The sequence below is a fragment of the Trichodesmium erythraeum IMS101 genome, assembly GCF_000014265.1.
Taxonomy (GTDB): Bacteria; Cyanobacteriota; Cyanobacteriia; order Cyanobacteriales; family Microcoleaceae; genus Trichodesmium; species Trichodesmium erythraeum.
This window is the reverse complement of record NC_008312.1, coordinates 3,324,919-3,349,539: the sequence shown is the minus strand read 5'-3', so window position 1 is coordinate 3,349,539 and position 24,621 is coordinate 3,324,919. Positions and strand designations below refer to the sequence as shown.

The 24,621-nt window shown below is 31.6% G+C and carries 16 protein-coding genes and 1 tRNA gene; 8 read left to right on the top strand and 9 right to left on the bottom strand.

Annotation, left to right across the window (positions count from 1 at the left end; all coding sequences use genetic code 11):
• Positions 1 to 335 precede the first annotated feature (335 nt).
• Positions 336 to 1,037, bottom strand: coding sequence for a ribonuclease III (gene rnc / locus TERY_RS10175; protein WP_011611748.1), 702 nt, complete (start codon positions 1,035 to 1,037; stop codon positions 336 to 338).
• 1,334 nt (positions 1,038 to 2,371) lie between these two features.
• Here rnc and hisH point away from each other — a divergent pair.
• Both hisH and rsmD read left to right on the top strand, forming a co-directional pair.
• A complete protein-coding gene (hisH, locus tag TERY_RS10170) occupies positions 2,372 to 3,016 on the top strand; it encodes an imidazole glycerol phosphate synthase subunit HisH (RefSeq protein ID WP_011611747.1) in 645 nt (214 codons plus the stop codon).
• A gap of 374 nt (positions 3,017 to 3,390) precedes the next feature.
• Entirely contained in the window at positions 3,391 to 3,939 is a 549-nt protein-coding gene (gene rsmD / locus TERY_RS10165; protein WP_011611746.1) for a 16S rRNA (guanine(966)-N(2))-methyltransferase RsmD, read from the top strand.
• A gap of 422 nt (positions 3,940 to 4,361) precedes the next feature.
• Here rsmD and petG read toward each other — a convergent pair whose 3' ends face one another.
• The gene (gene petG / locus TERY_RS27800; protein ID WP_011611745.1) at positions 4,362 to 4,475 is read right to left on the bottom strand and encodes a cytochrome b6-f complex subunit V; all 114 of its coding nucleotides are present in this window, start codon (positions 4,473 to 4,475) and stop codon (positions 4,362 to 4,364) included.
• Positions 4,476 to 5,053: 578 nt separating this feature from the next.
• Between petG and TERY_RS10160 the strand changes: the two genes are divergently transcribed.
• From TERY_RS10160 to TERY_RS10140, 5 genes are all read left to right on the top strand, one after another.
• Positions 5,054 to 5,434 carry a c-type cytochrome gene (locus TERY_RS10160; RefSeq protein ID WP_044136696.1) on the top strand — a complete coding sequence of 127 codons (381 nt, stop codon included), beginning with the start codon at positions 5,054 to 5,056 and terminating at the stop codon, positions 5,432 to 5,434.
• Positions 5,435 to 5,492: 58 nt separating this feature from the next.
• Positions 5,493 to 5,565, top strand: a tRNA-Thr gene (locus TERY_RS10155).
• A gap of 241 nt (positions 5,566 to 5,806) precedes the next feature.
• Positions 5,807 to 6,469 carry a hypothetical protein gene (locus tag TERY_RS10150; RefSeq protein ID WP_011611743.1) on the top strand — a complete coding sequence of 221 codons (663 nt, stop codon included), beginning with the start codon at positions 5,807 to 5,809 and terminating at the stop codon, positions 6,467 to 6,469.
• Between the two features lie 301 nt (positions 6,470 to 6,770).
• On the top strand, positions 6,771 to 7,754 hold the full coding sequence (locus TERY_RS10145; protein ID WP_011611742.1) for an aldo/keto reductase: 984 nt from the start codon (positions 6,771 to 6,773) through the stop codon (positions 7,752 to 7,754).
• Between the two features lie 163 nt (positions 7,755 to 7,917).
• Complete coding sequence (locus TERY_RS10140; RefSeq protein ID WP_011611741.1) at positions 7,918 to 8,568, top strand: hypothetical protein; 651 nt, start codon at positions 7,918 to 7,920, stop codon at positions 8,566 to 8,568.
• Positions 8,569 to 9,175: 607 nt separating this feature from the next.
• On the opposite strand, the gene TERY_RS26280 is transcribed toward TERY_RS10140, so the two are convergent.
• From TERY_RS26280 to TERY_RS10105, 7 genes are all read right to left on the bottom strand, one after another.
• On the bottom strand, positions 9,176 to 14,911 hold the full coding sequence (locus tag TERY_RS26280) for an SAV_2336 N-terminal domain-related protein (RefSeq protein ID WP_011611740.1): 5,736 nt from the start codon (positions 14,909 to 14,911) through the stop codon (positions 9,176 to 9,178).
• A 242-nt stretch (positions 14,912 to 15,153) separates the two neighbouring features.
• Entirely contained in the window at positions 15,154 to 15,582 is a 429-nt protein-coding gene (locus TERY_RS10130; protein ID WP_011611739.1) for a hypothetical protein, read from the bottom strand.
• Positions 15,583 to 15,824: 242 nt separating this feature from the next.
• Complete coding sequence (locus TERY_RS10125) at positions 15,825 to 16,307, bottom strand: helix-turn-helix domain-containing protein (RefSeq protein ID WP_011611738.1); 483 nt, start codon at positions 16,305 to 16,307, stop codon at positions 15,825 to 15,827.
• Between the two features lie 289 nt (positions 16,308 to 16,596).
• Positions 16,597 to 17,544, bottom strand: coding sequence for an AAA family ATPase (locus TERY_RS10120; protein ID WP_011611737.1), 948 nt, complete (start codon positions 17,542 to 17,544; stop codon positions 16,597 to 16,599).
• A 1,004-nt stretch (positions 17,545 to 18,548) separates the two neighbouring features.
• Complete coding sequence (locus tag TERY_RS10115; RefSeq protein WP_011611736.1) at positions 18,549 to 20,648, bottom strand: CHAT domain-containing protein; 2,100 nt, start codon at positions 20,646 to 20,648, stop codon at positions 18,549 to 18,551.
• A 54-nt stretch (positions 20,649 to 20,702) separates the two neighbouring features.
• Positions 20,703 to 21,605 carry a hypothetical protein gene (locus TERY_RS10110; protein WP_011611735.1) on the bottom strand — a complete coding sequence of 301 codons (903 nt, stop codon included), beginning with the start codon at positions 21,603 to 21,605 and terminating at the stop codon, positions 20,703 to 20,705.
• Positions 21,606 to 22,268: 663 nt separating this feature from the next.
• Positions 22,269 to 22,538, bottom strand: a complete 270-nt coding sequence (locus TERY_RS10105) for a cupin domain-containing protein (RefSeq protein ID WP_044136692.1) — start codon at positions 22,536 to 22,538, stop codon at positions 22,269 to 22,271.
• A 1,494-nt stretch (positions 22,539 to 24,032) separates the two neighbouring features.
• Here TERY_RS10105 and TERY_RS10100 point away from each other — a divergent pair.
• A complete protein-coding gene (locus TERY_RS10100; protein WP_011611733.1) occupies positions 24,033 to 24,530 on the top strand; it encodes a pentapeptide repeat-containing protein in 498 nt (165 codons plus the stop codon).
• Positions 24,531 to 24,621: the final 91 nt, after the last annotated feature.

Genomic DNA, 24,621 nt, shown 5'->3' with positions numbered 1-24,621 from the left:
TTATTGGTTAGCTTCCTGGAGGAGGAACTGGGCTTTTCATATCGCGTAGGGCAACAGTACTTCCAGTAATAGGGAGACCTAAAAATCCCAAATTTCGTTTTTTTTATTCTGTTGAAAGAGTAAAAGATTAACTTTATTTCTTTGGTAATTTTAAGTTGAAACTCAAAAGTTAAGATTTCAAAATTATTTATATCAATTAGTATTGAGTTATCAGCTTTTTTTTAAGTTAAATCTTTTTAAATAAAAATTTATTGGCTGACTTGCCCAAATAAAAAATTAAGCTCTTCAAAAAAATGAATCTAGGAAATTATCCAAATTAGTTTTTCCTTATTCAATCAAATTAACCCTACTTTTTTCAGAGCTTTTTCTGCCGCACTTTTTTCTGCTTCTTGTTTACGATTTCCTTTACCAACACCATATAATTTTCCTCTAACTCTAACTTCCGCAGTAAATATTTTAGCATGATCTAAACCTTCTCCATTATTAGATTCATATCTAGGATTTTCTCCAAATTTTGCGAGTGCCCACTGTTGAAATTTACCCTTAGTATCTACTAAATCTTTTGGTTGTGAATTATCACCATAATTAGGCAAAATTATATTATCTGCAACAGGTTCAAAAAGCCTTTTAATAAAAGGTTTAACTTTCGTTAAATTTGAGTCCAAAAAATAGGCTCCAATTATTGCTTCAAAAGTGTCACTTAGTAAAGCTGGATTTTTCCTTCCACCATCTTTTTCCGCACCTTTACCTAAGCGCATTTTTGCACCAATTCCCAATTGAACTGCGAACTTTGCTAATTGTTTTTCATCTACTAAAAGTGAACGGATCCGAGTAAGTTCTTTGGGTTTGAGATTATGCTCTTCTTTGTATCTTCTATATAGCAATTCTCCTACTAAGAAACCTAGTAAAGCATCGCCGATAAATTCTAGACTTTCGTTGTCTTCCTCATCTCCATAATTTTCGTTTAAATAGGAACGATGGGTTAGAGCTTGTTGAAGAAGTTTTTGATTTTTAAACTCAGGTATTTTATCTATCATTTGCTAATTTTCAATTTATTGATATTTATTTATATTTATCTATATTGGGTAAGTATTCAGCTATCAACTATCAGCTATCAGCTAAAAGGAAGAATGAGCCTCCAAAAAAAATTAAAAGTCCAACACGAAAAAGACGATCAGCTAAACTTAGTAATTTATTACTTTTATCCATGTTTTTTACAAGGTTATGCTGGGAAAAACTGAGAGCTGACTGCTAATAACTGAATACTTACATATGGGAATATTAGATATCTATTTTTAATAGTGTATAAATAAAAAAAACTCCCATCTCTTGATAGACAATTACCAAAAAAATATATATTGAGAGTGACAAATACAGGATATTTCAACTTTATGAATACCCTCACCCTAGCAAGATTCCCGCAATGCATAATTTTCTCTAAATACAGCCGTACATCTTATGCCCGAAATTAGCTGTAATATCACTCCAAAATTACTAATAATATTGGTATGTTTTTCGGCATAAAATTTTATCAAATTAGAACCACTCAAACTGAGCAAACATTATATTAAGTTTCCTCAGCTAAGCTAATGTCTTATCAATGGTAGATTGCCATATATTACACTTATTGCTTTCATCTCATTTGTAGTTACTTTTCTTTTAGATAAAGAATTATGATATTTTTAGTTAAGTAGAAACTTAAAAACTTATTTGCTCATATCATAGTTGGAAATAACTATCTTAAAAATTATTATTCTTTTGAACTATTTACCTAAATAAATAATTATATATTTATGCTAGAGATTACTTACAAAGATTGGATACACAAATAAACTTGATATATCTACCATGGATGAGACAGCAGCCAACTAATGACTATAGGTTCTAAAATTTTATACTTTATTAATTTGAATAATAGCAAAGATATAAAATTTTTGTCAATAGTTCTCAGATTAATTTTTTTTTGCTAACTTTTATTTTTTCTTGACATTTGACCTCTCATTAATTTATTAGTAATTTTACTGATTAAGTGAGGACCAGTCAGGAATATTTATTTCATCCTAGAATCAATAATTCTATTGAGATTAATTTGTGCTATTTGATTAAGAAATCACAATTTATTAATCAATAGCCAACTTTTTTATGAAATTTAGACAGTAATTAGTTGATTTTTGGGAAAATATCATATTTAATAATTTCTCAGAATAATTACATTTATTTTTAGGTTTCTAAATATTAAATTATATGAGTAAAACTTTAATTTTATCTGTGAATTATCACCAAATTATAAAAAGTGTAAATCCTTTCAATTATGGTAATTTTTTACATATAATATTAAAGTTACTAAATATAAAATTAGGATAATGAATATATGTCAACTATTGCAGTTATAGATTACGATATGGGTAACTTGCACTCCGTTTGTAAAGGCTTAGAAAAAGCAGGAGCAACTCCAAAAATTACAGATTCTTCAATAGAAATAGACAAGGCTGATGCAGTGATTTTACCAGGGGTAGGGTCTTTCGATCCAGCAGTACAACATTTAAGAACACGCAACTTAGAAATACCTATTAAACAAGTTATTGCTTCTGGAAAACCATTTTTAGGTATATGTTTAGGTTTACAAATATTATTTGAAAGTAGCGAAGAAGGTCAAGAACCAGGCTTAGGAATATTTGCTGGAAAAGTATGTCGGTTTAAATCTGAACCTGGCCTGACAATTCCACAAATGGGTTGGAATAAATTACAATTTACTCAACCAGAACATCTTTTGTGGAGTGAAATAGGTTCTCAACCCTGGGTATATTTTGTTCATTCTTATTATGTTGATCCTACAGACTCTCAAGTTACAGCAGCAACTGTCACCCATGGTCATCAAACTGTTACTGCAGCAGTAGGAAAAGATAATTTAATAGCAGTACAATTTCACCCAGAAAAATCTTCTACTGCCGGATTAAAAATTTTGTCAAATTTTGTTAGTAAAGTTATCCCTAAAAATTTGGCTTTAGCTAGTTAAGGCTTGCTGAAAAAGTCTGAGCAGTGAAGTTAGAACTCAGAAATAGGTGGGAACATTTCATGGAACTTACTTAGGTCTAAATGGGAATTAATTAGAAAGTAGTCAGATATATTTGCCCTTGATTTTTGGGCAATTATTCTGCTGTTGATATTAATATGTATTAGCTTTAGGTACTGAAAAAATTACACTTTATTAGACTTTTAAAAAGGTATTTGTAAATATCAGTAAATGGCTTGATATTTAATTAGCAAGCTATAGTGAAATGACTATTATTTTTAATTTAATTTTTAATTTAATTTTTAATTTGATATCCTGGTACTTCTTTTTTTTTTAAGATAAGTCTTTGAGATGAATTTTTGAGGTGAATTTTTGATATGAATTTAAGAATATATGGTAACCGTCAGTTAAAAACTTTACCAGGAATGGAAATTCGACCAACTTTGGCTAAGGTGCGAGAAGCAGTCTTTAATATCTGGCAAAATAATATAGATGGATGTCGATGGCTCGATATATGTGCTGGTGTAGGTTCTATGGGAGCAGAAGCTTTATGTAGAGGAGCATCCATAGCGATCGCTATGGAACAATATAGCCCTGCTTGTACTTTAATTCGCCAAAATTGGCAACTGGTGGCTAGTTCATCCCAGGAATTTCAGGTTTTGCGGGGAGATGTTTTAAAACGGTTAAAAGTTTTAGTGGGCCAGAAGTTTGATTTGATTTATTTTGATCCCCCCTATACTAGTAATTTATATCAACCAGTATTGGAGGCGATCGCTCAATATCAACTTCTAGGGCTAACCAGCGAGCTAGCAGTAGAACATTGTCCCAAAATATGGCCAGTTAAATCTATTCCCAATTTAGAAATTTGTCGGCAGAAAGTCTATGGCAATACAGCTTTGACTTTCTTTCGTCTTTTTCAGAACTGAGCATAGATAAATTTATGGAAAAACTTAACTTTCTTTCCATCTCTACGTCTTGAATATGTATACTATCACTGAGGGATAAAAGTGATGGTTTTTACATGTATTGTCTTGGTCTTTGAGGACAAAACCCATATTACACTGGTTGATAATTTGGAGTATGTTGCTTACTCACTCCCAGCACTGTAACAAGAATGGTTTCCTTTCTTTTATGTCCCTTAACTTAGAAATAGTCATATATAAGTAATAGCTTTTAGTTTTTCCTTTTTAAACAAGTTATAATTGTGATTTCAATACCTCAATATAGAGCTTTTGTCAAGGGCTAACTAAATTTTTTAAGGTAAGCTTTTTAAAGCTACATAATGACATATTAGTAACTTTAAAAAGTTTTGTATTTTTGGTTTTGGTTAACTATTGCTCCTTAATATTTAACCATTTAATTGGTTACCTCGCTTGTATTGTTGGTAAGCTGCAAAAAATAGTCCTGACAATGTTACGAGGATTAGACCTAGTACTACTCCAGAAAGTAATGGTTCTACCACGAAGCTAACTCCTTTGATGAAATTTTTGTTTGTTATTGATCAATAATATAGTGGATTAAAGTTAAACTAACGATCAATTTGATCAAAACCTGTACTTTGTCTTGAGATGGTGAGTCTAGTTCTTTTTTTCAGGTAAACATTATTGTTGTGACAATATTTCTCTTGGGGGAGGCAGGTTCTAACCTCTACATTTTGGGCATTAAACAATTCAAGAAAATTCAACAAAGACAGAGGTGAGGAAAAATAGTTTGCTAGGATAAAAACTTTAGATAACCGGGGAAAGAGAACTTGGCACTACAGTATGAGCAGAGAACATTAGAGTTTTGATTCTAGCTCGGCATCAACTTGTACTAATCTCTCATAAAGTTAGCACTTGAGAAAACTAACTGTCTTTTTCTTCCTTAAACATAAAAATATAAAGCTATTTTAGAAGAATATTGTTATAGACTTAGGACTTTCAAAAAATATTTAACTTTCAATCAAAGTATTACCACTGAAAATATTACATCTGTTAAGATGTACAAATCAATATTAAACTTTAAATTTTTCTGTAAATAATTTTTGAGCTCTAAAAGATTTTGGATAACCAACTTGCTGAAATCAAAAAAGAAGTCCCGCTGCAGTGGATCAGCTTAGTTGGTTCTGCTGTTCTTCTAGTAATCTTATTTATATTTCTAGGAGTTGAGCCATCTCAAGTGTCTGATCCTTATAGCAAAGATGTATTGTCTCTTGAGGCAGACCCCATAAAAGGTGAAGATATTTTTCAGATCAATTGTGCAGGTTGTCACAAATCATCTATGGATAGTCAGGTTGGACCAAGGTTAGAGGGAGTATCCCAACATAAGTCGGACTTGGCAATTATTAAACAAGTAGTTAGTGGCCAAACACCACCTATGCCGCAATTTCAACCTAGTGAGCAAGAAATGGCCGATTTATTAAGCTATTTAAAAAAAATATAATTAAAAATGAAATAGGGGTTGCCAAAATAGCTCTACTTTTGCTATATTAAAAAACGTTGCCGGTGTAGCTCAGTTGGTAGAGCACTCGACTTGTAATCGAACGGTCAGGAGTTCGAGTCTCCTCACCGGCTCTTTTTTAATTGGTTCGCCCTATATAATTCTGATTAATTAATTAAGTTATTGCTGAGGCTAGTTATAATATAGTTACTTAAAGAATGTAATTGATTGGGCAAAATCAAGTCAAAAATTATGAATTGGTAAATGGGAAAATTGTGCAGAGTCTCATGTATCTTGTGGGATAATTCTGTAATAAATTGTCTCGTCTGGGTGATATAGAAATGCTAAATTAACTATATATTATCCAGGATTAATATGCTGATTAAAACAGATGAATTAAATAATTTAATAGATAGCTATTGGCAAGTCGTAGGATATCAAAAACAGATTAAGGAACTTTACCAATTCTTAGATGCACAATTTAAGGCGCGGGAATATGGAGTAAAATTAGAACCCATTCGTAATGGACTTTTTGCGATTTCCCAAGATTATGATATTTATGAGAAAAAGGTTTATCCTATATATCTTTGGGTTCCACAATGGTATGGTCGTTTTTATGTAAATTCCCAGAAGATCCCCGCAGATACGGCTATAGAAGATTGTCCCATAGAACGATTAGATTATATAGCGTTTGTTTGGAATTGGATAGGATGCAATGATCCTCATGTCCCAGATACAAAAGAGCCTGAATGTTGGTTAGCTGTTACGAAGCCAGAAGTAGAAAACCCTTCGGAGAGGTTGGAGGATGTAGCTGAAAATATTTGGAATCACTTTCGGTTACAATTAATGGATGAGGAAACTGAGGATGGCTGGTTAAAAGGTCATTTCGATCCCCACAAAGAGGACTGTAATTTAAAAGGTTGGTGGTTACTAAGGCGTCTACCACTCTCTCAGGTAGTTAGTTGTTATCAGGTACAACAGTTAGTGGTAAAAGCAATTTGTGAAAAATATAATGAGTTAAGTAATTCTCAGTCTTGACTTAATTAAAGAATAATGATAAAATATGTAAATAATTCTACTATGAGATAGGATATAAATAACTACTGGATAAGACCCTATCTGTAGGAGGTAAATATTAGAGTTGCTTTTCTGGGTAAGTCTTGAGTAAGCTTAAGCTAAATAATAAACAAACAGAAAATCCTGATGACTCAAGACTGGGACTATAGCAGGTTATAATAAGCTGATCTTTTTTAATAACCGTAAAACTGGTTTAATAATTGCTTTTTGTTCCCTGATAATTTTAGTCGAGCTTTTTTTTCTTCAAAATTTGCCAGTAAATATGAAAAAACGTCAGTTGGGAAATACGGATATCAAAATTAGTGAGGTTGGCTTGGGTACTTGGCAAATGTCAGGGGATGTGTGGGGGAAAAAAACGGAGGCTGAATATTGTCGGGGGATCGAGGTGGCAATAGAGGCGGGTATTGATTATTTTGATACGGCTTTAGAATACGGAAATGGCTATTGTGAACAGGTTGTGGGAAAGGTATTACAGAGATATCCATCTGTGGTTATTTCTAGTAAAATACCTCCTCAATGTGATGAATGGTCACCAAAACCTCAAGATAATATTGATGATTATTTTTCCCCTGCTTGGATAAATAAATGTTGCGAGACCACACTTAGAAATTTACGGCGAGAATGCATTGATATTTTATTTCTGCATACTTGGAATGTGGCTTGGGGCGATCGCACGGAATGGTATGAGGCGATGGTCAAGCTAAAAGAACAGGGAAAAATTAGAGCTATCGGGGTATCAGTGGGGGACCGGCGTGCTTCTGAAGCGAATAGTCATATCGAAGCAGGACGGATAGATGTGGTAATGGCTGTTTATAATGTTTTGGAACAGGAGCCAGAATATACTCTCTTGCCGATGGCTAAAAAACATCAGGTGGGGATAATAGCACGCTGTCCGTTTAGTTCTGGTGCATTGGTGAGTAATTGGACATCTTCTCATAAGTTTCCTGAAGGAGACTGGCGGGGCTTATGGACTTCTCATGATTGGGTGGCTAAACAAATGGAAATGGTGGATCATATTAAACCGATCGTCAAAAATACTAACTTACCAATGTGGACTATAGGCTTAAAATATATTTTGAACAATAAAACGGTGACTTCGGTTATTCCAGGTTCATCTAGCCCTGAACATATTCGCGATAATGCTTCTGTGACTATGTTGCCTGATCTTTCTGAAGAGGTATTGGGACATTTACAAGAACTTTGGTTAGATGGTAAGGTGCATGGAACTTACAATGGTGGGGCTTAATAAAGATTCCTGTTTATGCTTAGAAAACTTCGATAAAACAATTGTAGTAGTTGAATATTAGGCACAGATAGTTCAGTGTTAAAACTTGGTCAGGGATAATTTCTGGCTTTTAATTTGTGCATATTTTTATGACTATTATTTAAGCAGATTAAAATATATTCTGATGAAACAAAAATGTACTGATAAAGCAATAGCTAACAAAATTAAAAAATGGCTTCAAGTAGTATCTCAACTTAATAATGGAGATTTTATTTTTGCTATACCTACTACTCGTTTAACAAGTCTTAAAAGTCTAATTCAAGATAAAACAGCAGCAGAATTATTTGCTTTTCATCTTGCTAAAAAATTACAGCAGGAGATGAATGAAGTTAAACGTTATAAAGAATTTACTCAAGAAGAATGGTCAATTCGCCTTAATTTGATTTCTGATACTGTTGCTCAAATGGAGGATTATTTAGCAGATCCTACTGCTGAAAAAAAGCACTCTTTCTGGGAGTTGTTGAGAAGAATTGATGGTTTACAAAGTAATCATTATGGTAGGGTTAATTGGAGTACTGTAAGTTTTTTTCGTAGTGGTTATTTACTTAAGTTAGATTATGCTTTGCGCTGTTTTGTTGAACAAGATTTTTCTAGCTGGGCTTATAAGTTGGCTATGGTATATGTTGTACGTTATGAGCCAAGTTATGGTAGTGGGTTAATTCCTGCTTCTGTTCCTATGTTATTAGAGGTGTCTGAGTTTTGGTGTAATTATTATTTTGATTGTTCTTTAATTGAGAAGTTTCCTCAAGATTTGAAAATAAGCTGTTTAAAATGAATAATTAGTTTTTTCCGAATTTAGGGAGGTTAAATGGAACATCTATAAAGAGGTCTACTATGCAGGAGTTTTTCTGTATGGGAGGCCTCTTTACGGGGTTAAGTTGGGATTTATTAAGTAATAAGCTGTTATAATTATATCATTGATTTTAAAAAATGTCAAGCCCTCAAGGGGGGAAGTTTTAGGAAAAAGAAATTATGGCTAAAGGCCAAAAGGGGAAAGGAGAAAAGGGTTAGAGGGTTATCAGGCGATCGCAGATAAGGCAAAAACGAGGACTCAGAAGTTTTTTTCAGAATTTAGAATGAACAGTTTAGAATAAAGAGTTAGCTTTGAGGCCAATACTCAGCTATTTTGTTGAGAGTTTAGAGTTTGAAATGAATAATTAGTTTTTTCGGAATGTAGGGAGGTTACATGTAGGGACTTTGCATGTAGGGCGTCCTTACTGTGGTTTTCTGTTGAGGAAAATTTCTGTATAGCAGACTCCTTTGTTCTATTAAGTTGGAATATAGCACGCAACATATTACAACAATACTACATAAGCTCAAAAATTTCGACTAGCCTTTGGCGAGACTAAATAGGGCAAGAGGGCAAGAGGGCAAAGGGCTATTCAAAAGTCCTGGGGGGGGACACTCACAAGACGAAAACCAAAAATGATGTTGTTCGCCTCGACGGAGAAATAGCTGTTGCGGTCCCCAGAGCGACACCACCAAGGATAGCCGTACCAGGAGCCGCTACGAAGGATTTTTCTACTTTTAGTATCACTATGTGTATTACTATTAATCCAAGCACTTCCATCTGTAGGAGCTCCTACATAGTTATCATGCCTGTCGTCAGCACACCATTCATGAACGTTTCCATGCATATCATATAAACCAAAAGCATTTGGTGGAAATTTACCTACAGGAGTTGTTTGCCCTCTATATTCTCCTTTTGGCCCATCGCTGTAAGTATACTTCCCATCATAGTTAGCTAACTCAGGTGTTATGGTTTCTCCAAAGTAGAATGGTGTACTCGTTCCTGCACGACAAGCATATTCCCATTCTGCTTCACTCGGCAACCTGTACTTTCTTCCTGTTAGTTTTGATAGTCTTTGACAAAATTCTACTGCTTGGTTCCAACTAACCCGCTCCACTGGTCTGTGCCATCTATCTATATTTTCGTATGGTTCTTTAAAATATGATGGCTCTGGGTCTAGGTCTCCTTCTACTTTTATGTCTGTTCGAGAGGCGATCGCTTTCCACTGTCCTTGAGTTACTGGATATTTGCCCATAAAAAAGGAAGGAACAGTTACCTGATGTTGGGGCCGTTCATTATCTTCGCTATACTTTTCACTTTCAGGAGAACCCATGGTAAAAGTACCACCAGGGATAGCTACCATTTCTAAATTAATATCAGGCCCAAGAATTTCGATGAAATAAGAAGCAGTATAAGTTCTGGTGTTGATAATATTTCCACGTCGGTTAACAGTAGGGGTTTTAAAACTCCAATGTTGTAATTTTTCCCCAATTTGAAACTGATTATTTTTAATAGTTTGAGGAATATCTAAATTTACATATTGAGAAAATAAAAATGACTGTAGAGCTTCTAATTTAGAGCCTTTTCTAGATTCAAATAACCCTGGGTTTTTATTCTCAAATTTACGAAAGATATTAGTTAAGCGACCCCTAATGGCTGAAGTTGAAAGAGACAGTTTTTGAGCAGCTTGAGAAATAGAAAGAAATTCTTGGGAACTTGGAAATAGATTAATTAAAATTTCTTTTTGAATAGAAGTTAAATCATACTCTTGAGCGACTTTTTCCAGAAAATCTCTCCATTTTACAGACTCTCCTGGAACCTCAGAATTCAAGTCTTGTAAATTTTCCTCAATTTGATCATTTTCAAGAATTTGAGGAATATATGAATTTACATATTCAGAAGATAAAAATAAATGCAGAGCTTCTAGTCGAGAATATTTTTGAGATGCAAATAAATCTGGATTTTTACTTTCAAATTTAGGAAAAATATGATTTAAGCGACCTTTAATAACTGAAGCCGAACTGAGAAGTTTTTGAGCTAGTTCAGAAATAGAAAGAAATTCTTGGGAACTTGGAAATAGATTAATTAAAATTTCTTTTTGAATAGAATTTAAATCATACTCTTGAGCGACTTTTTCCAGAAAATCTCTCCATTTTACAGACTCTCCTGGAACTTCAGAATTCAAGTCTTGTAAATTTTCCTCAATTTGATCATTTTCAAGAATTTGAGGAATATATGAATTTTTATATTCAGAAGATAAAAATAAATGCAGAGCTTCTAGTCGAGAATATTTTTGAGATGCAAATAAATCTGGATTTTTACTTTCAAATTTACGAAAGATATTAGTTAAGCGACCCCTAATGGCTGAAGTTGAAAGAGACAGTTTTTGAGCAGCTTGAGAAATAGAAAGAAATTCTTGGGAACTTGGAAATAGATTAATTAAAATTTCTTTTTGAATAGAAGTTAAATCATACTCTTGAGCGACTTTTTCCAGAAAATCTCTCCATTTTACAGACTCTCCTGGAACCTCAGAATTCAAGTCTTGTAAATTTTCCTCAATTTGATCATTTTCAAGAATTTGAGGAATATATGAATTTTTATATTCAGAAGATAAAAATAAATGCAGAGCTTCTAGTCGAGAATATTTTTGAGATGCAAATAAATCTGGATTTTTACTTTCAAATTTACGAAAGATATTAGTTAAGCGACCCCTAATGGCTGAAGTTGAAAGAGACAGTTTTTGAGCTAGTTCAGAAATAGAAAGAAATTCTTGGGAACTTGGAAATAGATTAATTAAAATTTCTTTTTGACTAGAACTTAAACGATATTTTTGAGCGACTTTTTCCAGAAAATCTCTCCATTTTACAGACTCTCCTGGAACTTCAGAATTCAAGTCTTGTAAATTTTCCTCAATTTGATCATTTTCAAGAATTTGAGGAATATATGAATTTTTATATTCAGAAGATAAAAATAAATGCAGAGCTTCTAGTCGAGAATATTTTTGAGATGCAAATAAATCTGGATTTTTACTTTCAAATTTAGGAAAAATATGATTTAAGCGACCTTTAATAACTGAAGCCGAACTGAGAAGTTTTTGAGCTAGTTCAGAAATAGAAAGAAATTCTTGGGAACTTGGAAATAGATTAATTAAAATTTCTTTTTGAATAGAAGTTAAATCATACTCTTGAGCGACTTTTTCCAGAAAATCTCTCCATTTTACAGACTCTCCTGGAACTTCAGAATTCAAGTCTTGTAAATTTTCCTCAATTTGATCATTTTCAAGAGTTTGAGGAATATATGAATTTACATATTCAGAAGATAAAAATAAATGCAGAGCTTCTAGTCGAGAATATTTTTGAGATGCAAATAAATCTGGATTTTTATTTTCAAATTTAGGAAAAATATGATTTAAGCGACCTTTAATAACTGAAGCCGAACTGAGAAGTTTTTGAGCTAGTTCAGAAATAGAAAGAAATTCTTGGGAACTTGGAAATAGATTAATTAAAATTTCTTTTTGAATAGAAGTTAAATCATACTCTTGAGCGACTTTTTCCAGAAAATCTCTCCATTTTACAGACTCTCCTGGAACTTCAGAATTCAAGTCTTGTAAATTTTCCTCAATTTGATCATTTTCAAGAATTTGAGGAATATATGAATTTTTATATTCAGAAGATAAAAATAAATGCAGAGCTTCTAGTCGAGAATATTTTTGAGATGCAAATAAATCTGGATTTTTACTTTCAAATTTAGGAAAAATATGATTTAAGCGACCTTTAATAACTGAAGCCGAACTGAGAAGTTTTTGAGCTAGTTCAGAAATAGAAAGAAATTCTTGGGAACTTGGAAATAGATTAATTAAAATTTCTTTTTGAATAGAAGTTAAATCATACTCTTGAGCGACTTTTTCCAGAAAATCTCTCCATTTTACAGACTCTCCTGGAACTTCAGAATTCAAGTCTTGTAAATTTTCCTCAATTTGATCATTTTCAAGAGTTTGAGGAATATATGAATTTACATATTCAGAAGATAAAAATAAATGCAGAGCTTCTAGTCGAGAATATTTTTGAGATGCAAATAAATCTGGATTTTTATTTTCAAATTTAGGAAAAATATGATTTAAGCGACCTTTAATAACTGAAGCCGAACTGAGAAGTTTTTGAGCTAGTTCAGAAATAGAAAGAAATTCTTGGGAACTTGGAAATAGATTAATTAAAATTTCTTTTTGAATAGAAGTTAAATCATACTCTTGAGCGACTTTTTCCAGAAAATCTCTCCATTTTACAGACTCTCCTGGAACTTCAGAATTCAAGTCTTGTAAATTTTCCTCAATTTGATCATTTTCAAGAATTTGAGGAATATATGAATTTTTATATTCAGAAGATAAAAATAAATGCAGAGCTTCTAGTCGAGAATATTTTTGAGATGCAAATAAATCTGGATTTTTACTTTCAAATTTAGGAAAAATATGATTTAAGCGACCTTTAATAACTGAAGCCGAACTGAGAAGTTTTTGAGCTAGTTCAGAAATAGAAAGAAATTCTTGGGAACTTGGAAATAGATTAATTAAAATTTCTTTTTGAATAGAACTTAAACGATATTTTTGAGCGACTTTTTCCAGAAAATCTCTCCAATTTATAGATTCTCCTGGAACTTCAGACATCAAATATAACTGAGCGCGACTTCTATCTAACTTGGGAATATAATCAGTATATTTATCTCCATATTGCCTAAGAGTTGAGATAGATATAGTCGCAAAAGTGTGAATTAATCTAATATCTTGATCATCCCGAAAATTCCAAGGTTCATTTAATAGAATTGCTTCAAATTCTCGAATAGTTTCATATCCAAAATGACTAGCAATTTTTTCAGTTAAACGACCAATAACCCCAATACAAAATTCTTTTCCTCCTAAACGGTCTAAAAATATCTCCCTAATTCCCGGTTGAAATTCAAACTCAATTTGATGAGGAAAACGATAAGAATTAAAAGGTTTAACCGGACTTAATAATCCTCCCATTAATACTTCTGCGACATTAATTTGAGTCGACTTTGGTAATAAAGCTCGTTGTATTAAACGAATAGTAGAAAGATTAATTGGAATAGCAGATAACCATTGAATTAATTGCCAAGCTTCCTTGGAAAAAGTGGCATAAAAATTATTAATTTGTTCTCTAGGAGTGAGAGGTTCTTCCTCTTCTTCTGGCTCTGGACCCATCAATTCTAAACCTAACCCAGCACCAGCACACCAACTGATTCCTTTTCCTACCATAACATTAACCCAAGCAGCCATTGACTTTGGTTCTAAATTTAGAATTGGTAATTTAACTGTTTGTTGATTAAGGTATTTTTCTTGCCAATACTCAATAGGAATTGCATCCCATTTTTGAGTCGAATTTTGCTTTTTATTATTTCCTAATCGCAGTCTAATTGCATAACAAAGATTTGTATTTTCCCACATTCTTTCAGGAAAAGGATTGAGGATAGTCAACTTTTCTTTTGTTGCCCATTTTTGAAGAATATTAATAAATTTCTGATTAATCCAAGCTAGGGAAATACAATCACTAAGCATCAAAATTAACCGTCTATGATCGGATGAATTTAATTCTTGAGGAGATAGAGTCAGAGAAGGAGAATGAAAAGGATAAATTTGTAAATTTTCTGAATTATTATCCCATTTTATGCGATAAAGTTTGATATCTCGAAATGCTCCTAAATGTTCTAGAAAATCTCTAACTTCTGGCAATAAAGACTGCCAAAGAATCATTGAATCACTATCTTCTATGAGCAAAACAACATCTAACCAACGTTCTTTTTTAGGAGTTAAAACTGGAAAATAACGGGGAAAATTCAGGGTACTAAGTTCTGCACTTATTTTGGCAGTTTCATTAACATCTAATTCCTGAGCAACTCGAGAGTTTACCTTTTGTTTGAAGGGTTTAATAAGGCGACTTAATTCTAGAGTATTACGCAAAATTGCTATGTCTGGTAATTTGATAGGCAATTTTTCAGTAGTCAAAGATGTTGGTTGAATTTCTGTATTTTGAGATTTATTTGATGATGAAGTAGTTAAAGGATATTGAGAAGACGAAGACCTAGTAGGCGTTTTTTTTGGTTGTTGAATACTAGCTGTTTTTGAAAGTTGAAAGTCATAAGATTGATCAAAGTTTTCAGCTAGCTCCTCCGTATTACTTGAAACTAAATTTTGAGAATTATTTTCTTCCTGTTTTTGTTCACTAACTTGGTGCACAAACCATAAAACCTCTGCTATTTGCATCGAATCAAGTTGCCATTCTTTTGTCTTTATAAAAGCTATGAATTTTTCAAACATAATTTAGTAGGCAATAGAAGGAAAAACTAACCTGACAGTAAATAAGTAATAATTTTTTTTGTAGTAGAAACTTAGCCTATTAAGTATTTAGTAAGTATATAAAGTAGAGATAAATAATTAGGTAAGCATTCAATAGCTGATAGCTGATAGTTAAATAGTTAGGTAAAACTTAACTCTGTTCCAAAATTTACTTACCCGTTATTTTCAATTTTTCAATTACCTTCGATAGTAGTTAAAATATTTTATTTTGAGTCCTCAACTGCTGTTGAATTTTGTTGACTACTTAGGCGACTTAATTCTAGAGTATTACGCAAAATTGCTATGTCTGGTAATTTGATAGGCAATTTTTCAGTAGTCAAAGATGTTGGTTGAATTTCTGTATTTTGAGATTTATTTGATGATGAAGTAGTTAAAGGATATTGAGAAGACGAAGACCTAGTAGGCGTTTTTTTTGGTTGTTGAATACTAGCTGTTTTTGAAAGTTGAAAGTCATAAGATTGATCAAAGTTTTCAGCTAGCTCCTCCGTATTACTTGAAACTAAATTTTGAGAATTATTTTCTTCCTGTTTTTGTTCACTAACTTGGTGCACAAACCATAAAACTTCTGCTATTTGCATCGAATCAAGTTGCCATTCTTTTGTCTTTATAAAAGCTATGAATTTTTCAAACATAATTTAGTAGGCAATAGAAGGAAAAACTAACCTGACAGTAAATAAGTAATAATTTTTTTTGTAGTAGAAACTTAGCCTATTAAGTATTTAGTAAGTATATAAAGTAGAGATAAATAATTAGGTAAGCATTCAATAGCTGATAGCTGATAGTTAAATAGTTAGGTAAAACTTAACTCTGTTCCAAAATTTACTTACCCGTTATTTTCAATTTTTCAATTACCTTCGATAGTAGTTAAAATATTTTATTTTGAGTCCTCAACTGCTGTTGAATTTTGTTGACTACTTATTGGAGGTGACCCTTTTAATTTAGTATTTAAATTATAATAAACATACCGATGTACTGTTGAGTATGGCAGATTAATATCCCACATTGCTTTTAACCATGTTTGCACTTCATTATAACTCTTAAAACTCTCTATATCTTTTAGCTCATCTCTAAGTTTTTTTTCTAACATAGGTGATATTTTTCTAGGTCTACCCAAAATTTTTTTCTTCTTCAATAAACCTTCTATACCCAACTTTCTATATGTACTAAACCATCGTGATACAGTTGTTCGATGACATCCTAATAATATTGATATATTTTCAATAGTATTTACTGCTCCTATTTTAAGCCAATATAATGCTTGTACTTTTTGCTTGAGCTTTATATCTGTCTGTCGAGATAATATTTCTTTTAGTTCTTCCGCTGATTCAATAATATCTATTTTAACGTAACAAACCATATTATTCACTATTTTAACAGCCATTAGAGTATAACATTATTTTGTATAAATTGTAGAATATTTATCAACAATAGACAGGTGTATTACTTGGAGTAATTTAACCTCATCCAGGTGAAATATGCTGGATCTTCGGGCTAAAACTCTACTAGTTTTTCTAATATCTAAAAAAAATACTACTAGCTATCTTATAACTACTTTTTCTAATAACTGCAGCCATCTACTGCGAGCTGTTCTATAACTACTTTATCTAATAACTTAAGCCCAATACTACAAGCTATCATTTTAATTATTATTCTTCTCCAGTTGTGTTGAGATATGCCATTAAACGTTGAATTATTTCCTCTTTTTCCCCAGCATTAGGCAATGGCTTATTCATCAACATAAATGCCACATTAAGTAATTGATCTGTTGCCAAAGGTCCCTTGTCTCTTTTTTTCACAAACTCAGAAATTCTTGCTTCAATATCTTGAGTTAAATCATCTCCTAAATGGGCTTTAATAATATTAGTTAGTTCCTCAATATTAGGTTCATTAATTTCTAGTTGAATACAGCGACGCTTAAAAGGTAAAGGAAATTCTCTTTCTCCATTACTCGTCATTATTACAATAGGAAATTTCTTGCAGGCTATCATTCCATCCTCAACTTTATGAGTCTTACCATCATAAGTTTCAACACTTATTTTTTGAGAATTCTGATATTTTTTCAATCTTTGTAGTTCTTTAATAATAAAATAGCCATCCTCAAAAATATTGAGTAAATCATTAGGTAAATCAATGTCACTTTTATCAATTTCATCAATTAGTAATACCCTCGGTTTTTCAGAAGAACACATCGCAGTTCCTAAAGCTCCTAAACGTATATAATTTCCAATATTAAACTTATCTTTTTCCTGTTGATTAATTTGAGCATCCTGTAGACGAGCGATCGCGTCATAATAATATAATCCCTCCTGTAAAGTACTCCGGGTATTAATTGGCCAATGTAAGACTTTTCCTAATTGTAATTCCGAAGCGATCGCCCTCGCTAAACTAGATTTACCGGTTCCTGGTTTTCCTGTTACCAAAAGTGGGCGATGTAAATAAATAGCCATATTAACAGCGTTAATAACTTTCTCATTTGCTTGAAAATTATTCTTTGGTTCCTGCTGTTGATTAAAATTCCGCCAAGGGGGAGGTTCCGGCCATTTACTAACAGTATGAGGTGTATTATTTCCCTTAAAAATTTGCCAATTACTCATAAGTTTTAGGTGTTAGGTGTTAGGTTTTAGGTTTTAGGTATTAGACTTTAGGTATTAGGTGTTAGGTGTTAGGTTTTAGGCTTTAGGTTTTAGGTTTAAAAATTAACAAAATTTGTTCTTTTTACTCATGAGTTTTAGGTGTTACTTTAGGTTTTAGGTGTTAGGTTTTAGGCTTTAGGTTTTAGGTGTTAGGTATTAGGTTTTAGGCTTTAGGTTTTAGGTTTAAAAATTAACAAAATTTGTTCTTTTTACTCATGAGTTTTAGGTGTTACTTTAGGTTTTAGGTTTTAGGCTTTAGGTTTTAGGTTTTAGGCTTTAGGTTTTAGGTTTTAGGTGTTAGGTTTTAGGCTTTAGGTATTGGGTTTTAGGTGTTAGGTTTTAGGTTTTAGGTTTTAGGTTTAAAAATTAACAAAATTTGTTCTTTTTACTCATGAGTTTTAGGTGTTACTTTAGGTTTTAGGTTTTAGGTTTTAGGTTTTAGGTTTTAGGCTTTAGGTTTTAGGCTTTAGGTTTTAGGTTTAAAAATTAACAAAATTTGTTCTTTTTACTCATGAGTTTTAGGTGTTACTTTAGGTTTTAGGTTTTAGGCTTTAGGTTTTAGGTTTTAGGTTTTAGGCTTTAGGTTTTAGGTTTAAAAATTAACAAAATTTGTTCTTTTTACTCATGAGTTTTAGGTGTTACTTTAGGTTTTAGGTTTTAGGCTTTAGGTTTTAGGTTTTAGGTTTTAGGTTTTAGGTTTTAGGCTTTAGGTTTTAGGTTTTAGGTTTTAGGCTTTAGTTTTTAGGCTTTAGGCTTTAGGTTTGAGGTTTAAAAAGGAACAAAATTTTTTCTTTTTTCTAAAATTTTAAGTTTCAGGTGTTAGGTATTAGGTGTAAGAATTAACAAAATTCATTCTTTTTTTTCTCAGGTGTTATGTTTCAGGTTTCAAAATTAATAAACTGATAAAATGTTACTACCAAATCCATTAATTTTTCCCACAAGGTCAGCTAATAAACAGTACTAAATTAATACCCAAAATTTAATTTTCTTTTTATTGGATAATTATAAGGATTTTCACATAAAAAGCAAAGATGATGTCCTAAATGATGAGGGTCATTTGAATGAGAGTCTAACCTCTTCTGTTCCACATATTCAGGTAAATTTTGTAGATTTAAAACATTTTCATTATTGGGGTTTATCAATGTATCTAAATCTATAAGGTGATTCACATTAGACTCTTTACATCTAGACCACAAAGCTATAGGAATTCCTGTTTCTATCATTAACTCATAAGTAATATTTTCTAACTCTTCTATTTTGAAGGGGAAATTAATCCCCAGAATCTTCTTTTTATTATCAATATTTTTCAAATAATTATCATTAATATTTTGACATTGGCAAGCTAAAATATAGTTACCCAAATTAATATTTTGTATGTTTCCCTGAAGATAGTTCCATTTATCTTTCCATGATTTATGATAATGTTTATAAGCTATGTGTAAACGTTGAGATGAACGAATATGAACAGAAAGAAATTTACCACGTCCTATCCTTTCATTTTTTCGATACTCCCAACAGTCAACAGGTAGAGATAATAAATTATTAGGAAGAACCCATTCTATAGCAATCTCCCAATCTTTTTCTGGAGGGAAAATATTTGCTAATTCTTCATTACATTCTGCAATTAGTTTCATAATTTTTTCTTCAACCTCTGCCTGACTATAAGTTCGATTATATTCAAAAGTATTTAACAAATTTTTATGATAAAAACTTTGAGAAGATTGAGGAATTGCCAACCATGTATTAACCAGGAATTTGTCTGCATCATTTTTCTGAATTTTTGTGCTTTCTAATTTTAAATCTATCGCCAAATAAACATAATTATTATCATCAAGACACTGATTTTTCTGATTTTCCACAACATTATCATCAATAATATTAAACGTTTGGTTGGGGTTTATTTCAGATAACGAAAAAGAATCAGATACTATTTTTTTTTGAACCTCTTCCTTTTGAAATAAACAACCATCTTCTACACTCATAAAAATAACAGGTGTAGCAAAATCATTACCTGAATAATCAGTTTGTAAAGCCACATCATGACGACCATTTTGAGCAGCAATATCAACAGGTTCACCCTTTGCTAATCTCCTATAAAATTCCGTAGAAAAAGCATTAGCTGTAGCATTCTGTACCTTATATTGCATTGCCACTACCACAGGAATACTTTGAGCCACAATTTTAGAAGCAACTCCCTTAAAAGCTTCAGATGCAGACTGCTTTCCTCCTTCACAAGCTTGTAAAACAACAATACCAGGACGATGACGAACAAATAATTGAGCAAAGAATTTCTCACTAACCCATCTAGCTAATATTTTTTTTCCAACTTTTTTTCCTAAAGCAATTTTTCCTACTTTTTTCTCTGCTTCATCCTCAAAACGACCATGACCAATAAAATGAAAAATATGAGGTTTTTTCTCTAATAATCTATCAATTTCAATTTTTGTAGCTGGATTTATTATAGGTAATAATTCAATTTGTTCAGATTGTTTCTTAGCCAACTCTTCTAAATACTCTTGTACTTCTGCATATTCGACAGGACCTTCATTTTCAGGTGCAGAAATAGCTAAAGCAATTCTCAATTTTTCATCTTTTTCTAATTGTATTGTCTTAGCAGAATTCCATAAAGCACGACGGCGAGAAAATATTAAATTAGGATCTGTTCCTAACCAAATCGTACCTTGATTAACTTCTTCAGGAATACATAAAAATTCCCAAGGTAAAGCAGCAAATTCTGGCATTTCTTTTTCATCAATATCTAATTCTATTCGTAATTTTTGCTTTTTTTTCTGTACAACTTCAAAGTAAAAATTAATAAAATCTTGGCATAATCTAGAATCAAATAAACTATTAAATAAAGCTTCCCCCAACTGACTGGTTTGTTCTGCATTTAGTTCATTATTAATAGCAACTTCCAAAAGCTTTTGAATTTCTTTTTCTTTTTCTTGATAACAAAACTTTCCAGACGAGCTTCCTGGCAATTTTTTTTTATGATTATATCTTTCAATTTCCACATTATGATGATTTTTCAGATGAATACGATAAATATAATAACTATTAGACATCAGTCAACACTTATTTAAAAATTAATAAATATCAAACTAAACAACAAGATACATTTACTGTGGCAGCTTTAAATCCCACTTTTCATTGTCACCTCTGAAAAATTTTTTAGCTGACTCTTCTGCATCCAAACCTAACCACTCTTGAATTTTTTCAGGAAGCCTAGCTAAAACAATATCGCTAATATTATCTGTCAACAAATTAATATCTATATTAGCCAAAGTTATTCCAGTTAAAGTAATAGATTTTGTTTGTTTAGGAACTTTGAAAATAACTCCAAACTTAACCGTACCAACTTTCTGTATGTTCTTGTCTTGAATTCGCCAATAACACTCTGGTGAACCTATTCCTTCAGCTACAATTTCTGGACGACCTAACTCATATTTACAGTCAGGAATAACAGCAAAAGCTTTAAATTTATTTTTACTTACAATATTAGCTTTCAAATTAGCTGGAACAAACTTCAAGACCTCTGTTATCATGGAAGAGTCAATACCAGCATCCCAAGTTAAATTCTGATTAATTCCTATATCCATACCCACACCAATTTTGATAACTGGTTGCCATTTATGTTCAGGAAAAATACTTTGAATGATTGTTTTTTCTTCACTTAACTTAAGTTTACAAGTTAAACGCCAAAATTTAGCTCCTGGCTGGGGAAGCAAATTAACATTTAGAGTCAAATAATAAAAATTATAATCATCCTTCATTTGTTGCTTGATTAGATGATTTAACTCTATCTCAGCCTCTTTAAATATTTCTTCTGTTAAGGGAATTAACTCATTTTTAGGGTTGCCAAAACTAACTTTAGTCTCCTGTAAATCTTTAATTATACTGGTAGTAATTCCCAGCTTTTGACCCCCAGCCAATAAACCTTCTTGTTTTTGTAACTCTTCAAATAATTCTTGTAGCAAACTTTCTGCTTGAATAAAGTCAGGTGAATCGAATTTAGTATTCATTAATTTTTTTGAGTAAGCCAAATAACAACAATATAATTCATGAGTGATATAATTATATTATAGTTTGTAGTTAAACTTTAGTCTTGTGTTTATCTTAGGATTTTGCCCTACTACTAACAAGTGCTAAACTTATATTAGGGCTTTATTCCTCTTCCTAATATTGAGGTTTTAGCCTACTATAAACTAGTGCTCAATTTGCAGTCTGGGCTTTATACCAAGCGTGATCAATTAGCGTGATAAATTTTTATTACAAAAAGCTACGCAAATTTTTAGACCTCAGAATTTATGATTCAGAATTCATAAGGAGTAAACTCAAGACAATTTTTAATTTGTAAATCATCTTTTTTGCTCAATTAAACATATTCTGTAATTTTTTTTATTCCCTTTACTATCCAAACGCATTCTTGTTTTATAATGAGTTAATAACTCATAGCTGATAGCTGATATATGACTGCTAAATGCTGATTTTTAATATTTAAAAATTAGGTAATTATATAAAATTAAGAGAATTACCTAAAAGTTTTATCCCTATAATGAAAATAACTATAAATAATCATTCATTAGTCATAATAAATTAGCTAGTTTTAGTGATATTTATATCACTTAATTATATATCTTATCTTTATTATATTGTAGTTAATTAATACAGTATAATATAAGCTATTAATAAATATGAATTGCTAGCCAAATTGTTTTTATATTTGGATCTGTTGATATAATTTTATGTGGAGTTTTTGCCGGAATAAAAATATAACTATCTTTGACTAATTTTTTTGTTTTTTGATTAATTTCCAATATAGCGGAACCTTGAAGTAATATTACCCATTCATCTTCGTCTTGGATAAACTCCTCACTGATAAAATTTGGGGGTGAAATTATTTTGTTAATTTTGACGTTTTTATGGGATAATAAATTTATAAATGTTTCTTCCATGATTTTGATAAAGTTCAGATATAAAAACAGTTTTTGGCACTGATATAGCAATTCTTGAATATGCTCTTTTGAGATATTTTATTCGCCCTACTGCCCTTTTTAACAGGTCCCTGGACAAGAGGAATAATATGGTCAAGTAATTGAAGCTTCTGTGAACACTGAGGCACCAAGGCGAGGCTAGTACTGAAAACTATCTACAGGTTTTTACAGTAGATATTGAGAGATACCTCCAAACCCGGTTAATTTTGCTGTGCATTGTTCATAATTTTTAGTGCTCATAATATTGGAATTACAGGTGTACCTCATCTAATAGAAAAATATTATCAACAAATTAATATTTTATATTATCCGTACATCCGTGGCCAAATCCCTCAATCCCTTTCTAGTTGTATTTTTGTTGCCGATAATATTAGGAATTTTATTCTATAGTCTTAGTATAATAATTTTTTCTACCTAATTTCTCCTCAAAAATCTTCAGTACTTATTTATGCAATAGTTCCACTACCTTGTATCTCTTTTGATAAGAATATCCAGGGCTTTCCGTTACTGGTGAGGTACACCCAAATGCTCAAGATGTCGACACTACATAATTTTTACTATTTATTCTGTACATCATTTGCTCCATGTTTGCTGTCATAAAGCCTGATTATTGAGGCCAATGGTAAGGGATGAGTAACTAGGAAGTAGGACTATTTTGTCTATTTCCATGTCTCGTTTGTACAATGGTTCCACTGTAGGGAAAAGCGATCGCTGAAGTTAGTTAATTCAAAGTTATTCTATTTTTAATATTCTTTTTTCTGTTGAATATTTTCGGAATAATCAATAGCATTATCAAGAATAGTTTAAGTTTTTGTTGGATATTTTGGGAGTAATCAACAGCATCATTAATAATAGCTTAAATTAAACAATAAAACCTTATAAAAATCAATAAAAATTATAGATTAAATAAATATTTTCCAGTTTCCAGTTGTCAGTTGTTTGTGGTAATTTTGACTATAGTTAAATGTCTTATTTGATGATTTTTTGTACTACTATCAAAATAATTATCCCTAACTTTTTGGCTTTAAATTATAACTATATATGTAGAATTAATTACACATACTTTCAAGCTGAAAAACATATATTTTTTGTGATTTGGTAATAAATCAATAAATAATAGTAATTAATTTTATCTAGGTACTTAAATAAATTCCTATTAATTAGCCATAATAAAAAATTCTTTGATTACATCAATTACTTTCAATTTCCATTCCCAAAAATTTTCTCACAGACATTCATTAGTTATTCAAAGAGATATGATATAATAGGAGCTAACTTTTGAATTCTCAGAATTCATATATTATTTGCTATACTTATCATTCTAATGACTGACGTGGGTCAACCCAGAAACCTGATTTTTTAGTCTATTCTTAAAATAACAATTGATCCGAGAAACCCGGTTTCTTTGCATAAGTCCTAATTCAGTTAGATTCAATTTGTGGAGTAGTTATTGTAATGTTAAAAAAAGGAATTTGGACATTTATCTTAATTTTGACAGTTGCTGGTTTTTGGGTAATGAATATCTATTCAGTTCAAGCAGTAGAAAATAATGTTAACTATACCCTTACAGATTTAAACAACCGGGATTTTTCTTATAAAGATTTACATGGTACTTCCTTTGCAGGTGCAACAATGTGGAAGGCAAATTTTCAAGGTGCAAATCTACAAAACACAATTCTTACCAAAGGAGATTTTTTAAGAGCTAATTTAACAGAAGCAGACTTTACTGGGACTTTTGCAGACCGAGTTAGCTTTGATAAAAGTGACTTAACTAATGCTATTTTCACAGATGCCATGTTAATGAGTAGCACCTTCCGTGATGCAACAGTGATAGGAACAGATTTTTCTGGAGCAATGGTAGACCGCTATCAGATAAAATTAATGTGTGAAACAGCTTCAGGAAAGAATAAGACAACAGGAGTAGAAACTCGCGAGAGTCTAGGCTGTTCATGAGCTGGCATCTTAATTATAAAACAAGAGATTCAGCAAAAAGCAATTCCAGGAATTATCCGGGGAGTCGGCCCACGGATGGCTATGAAATTTG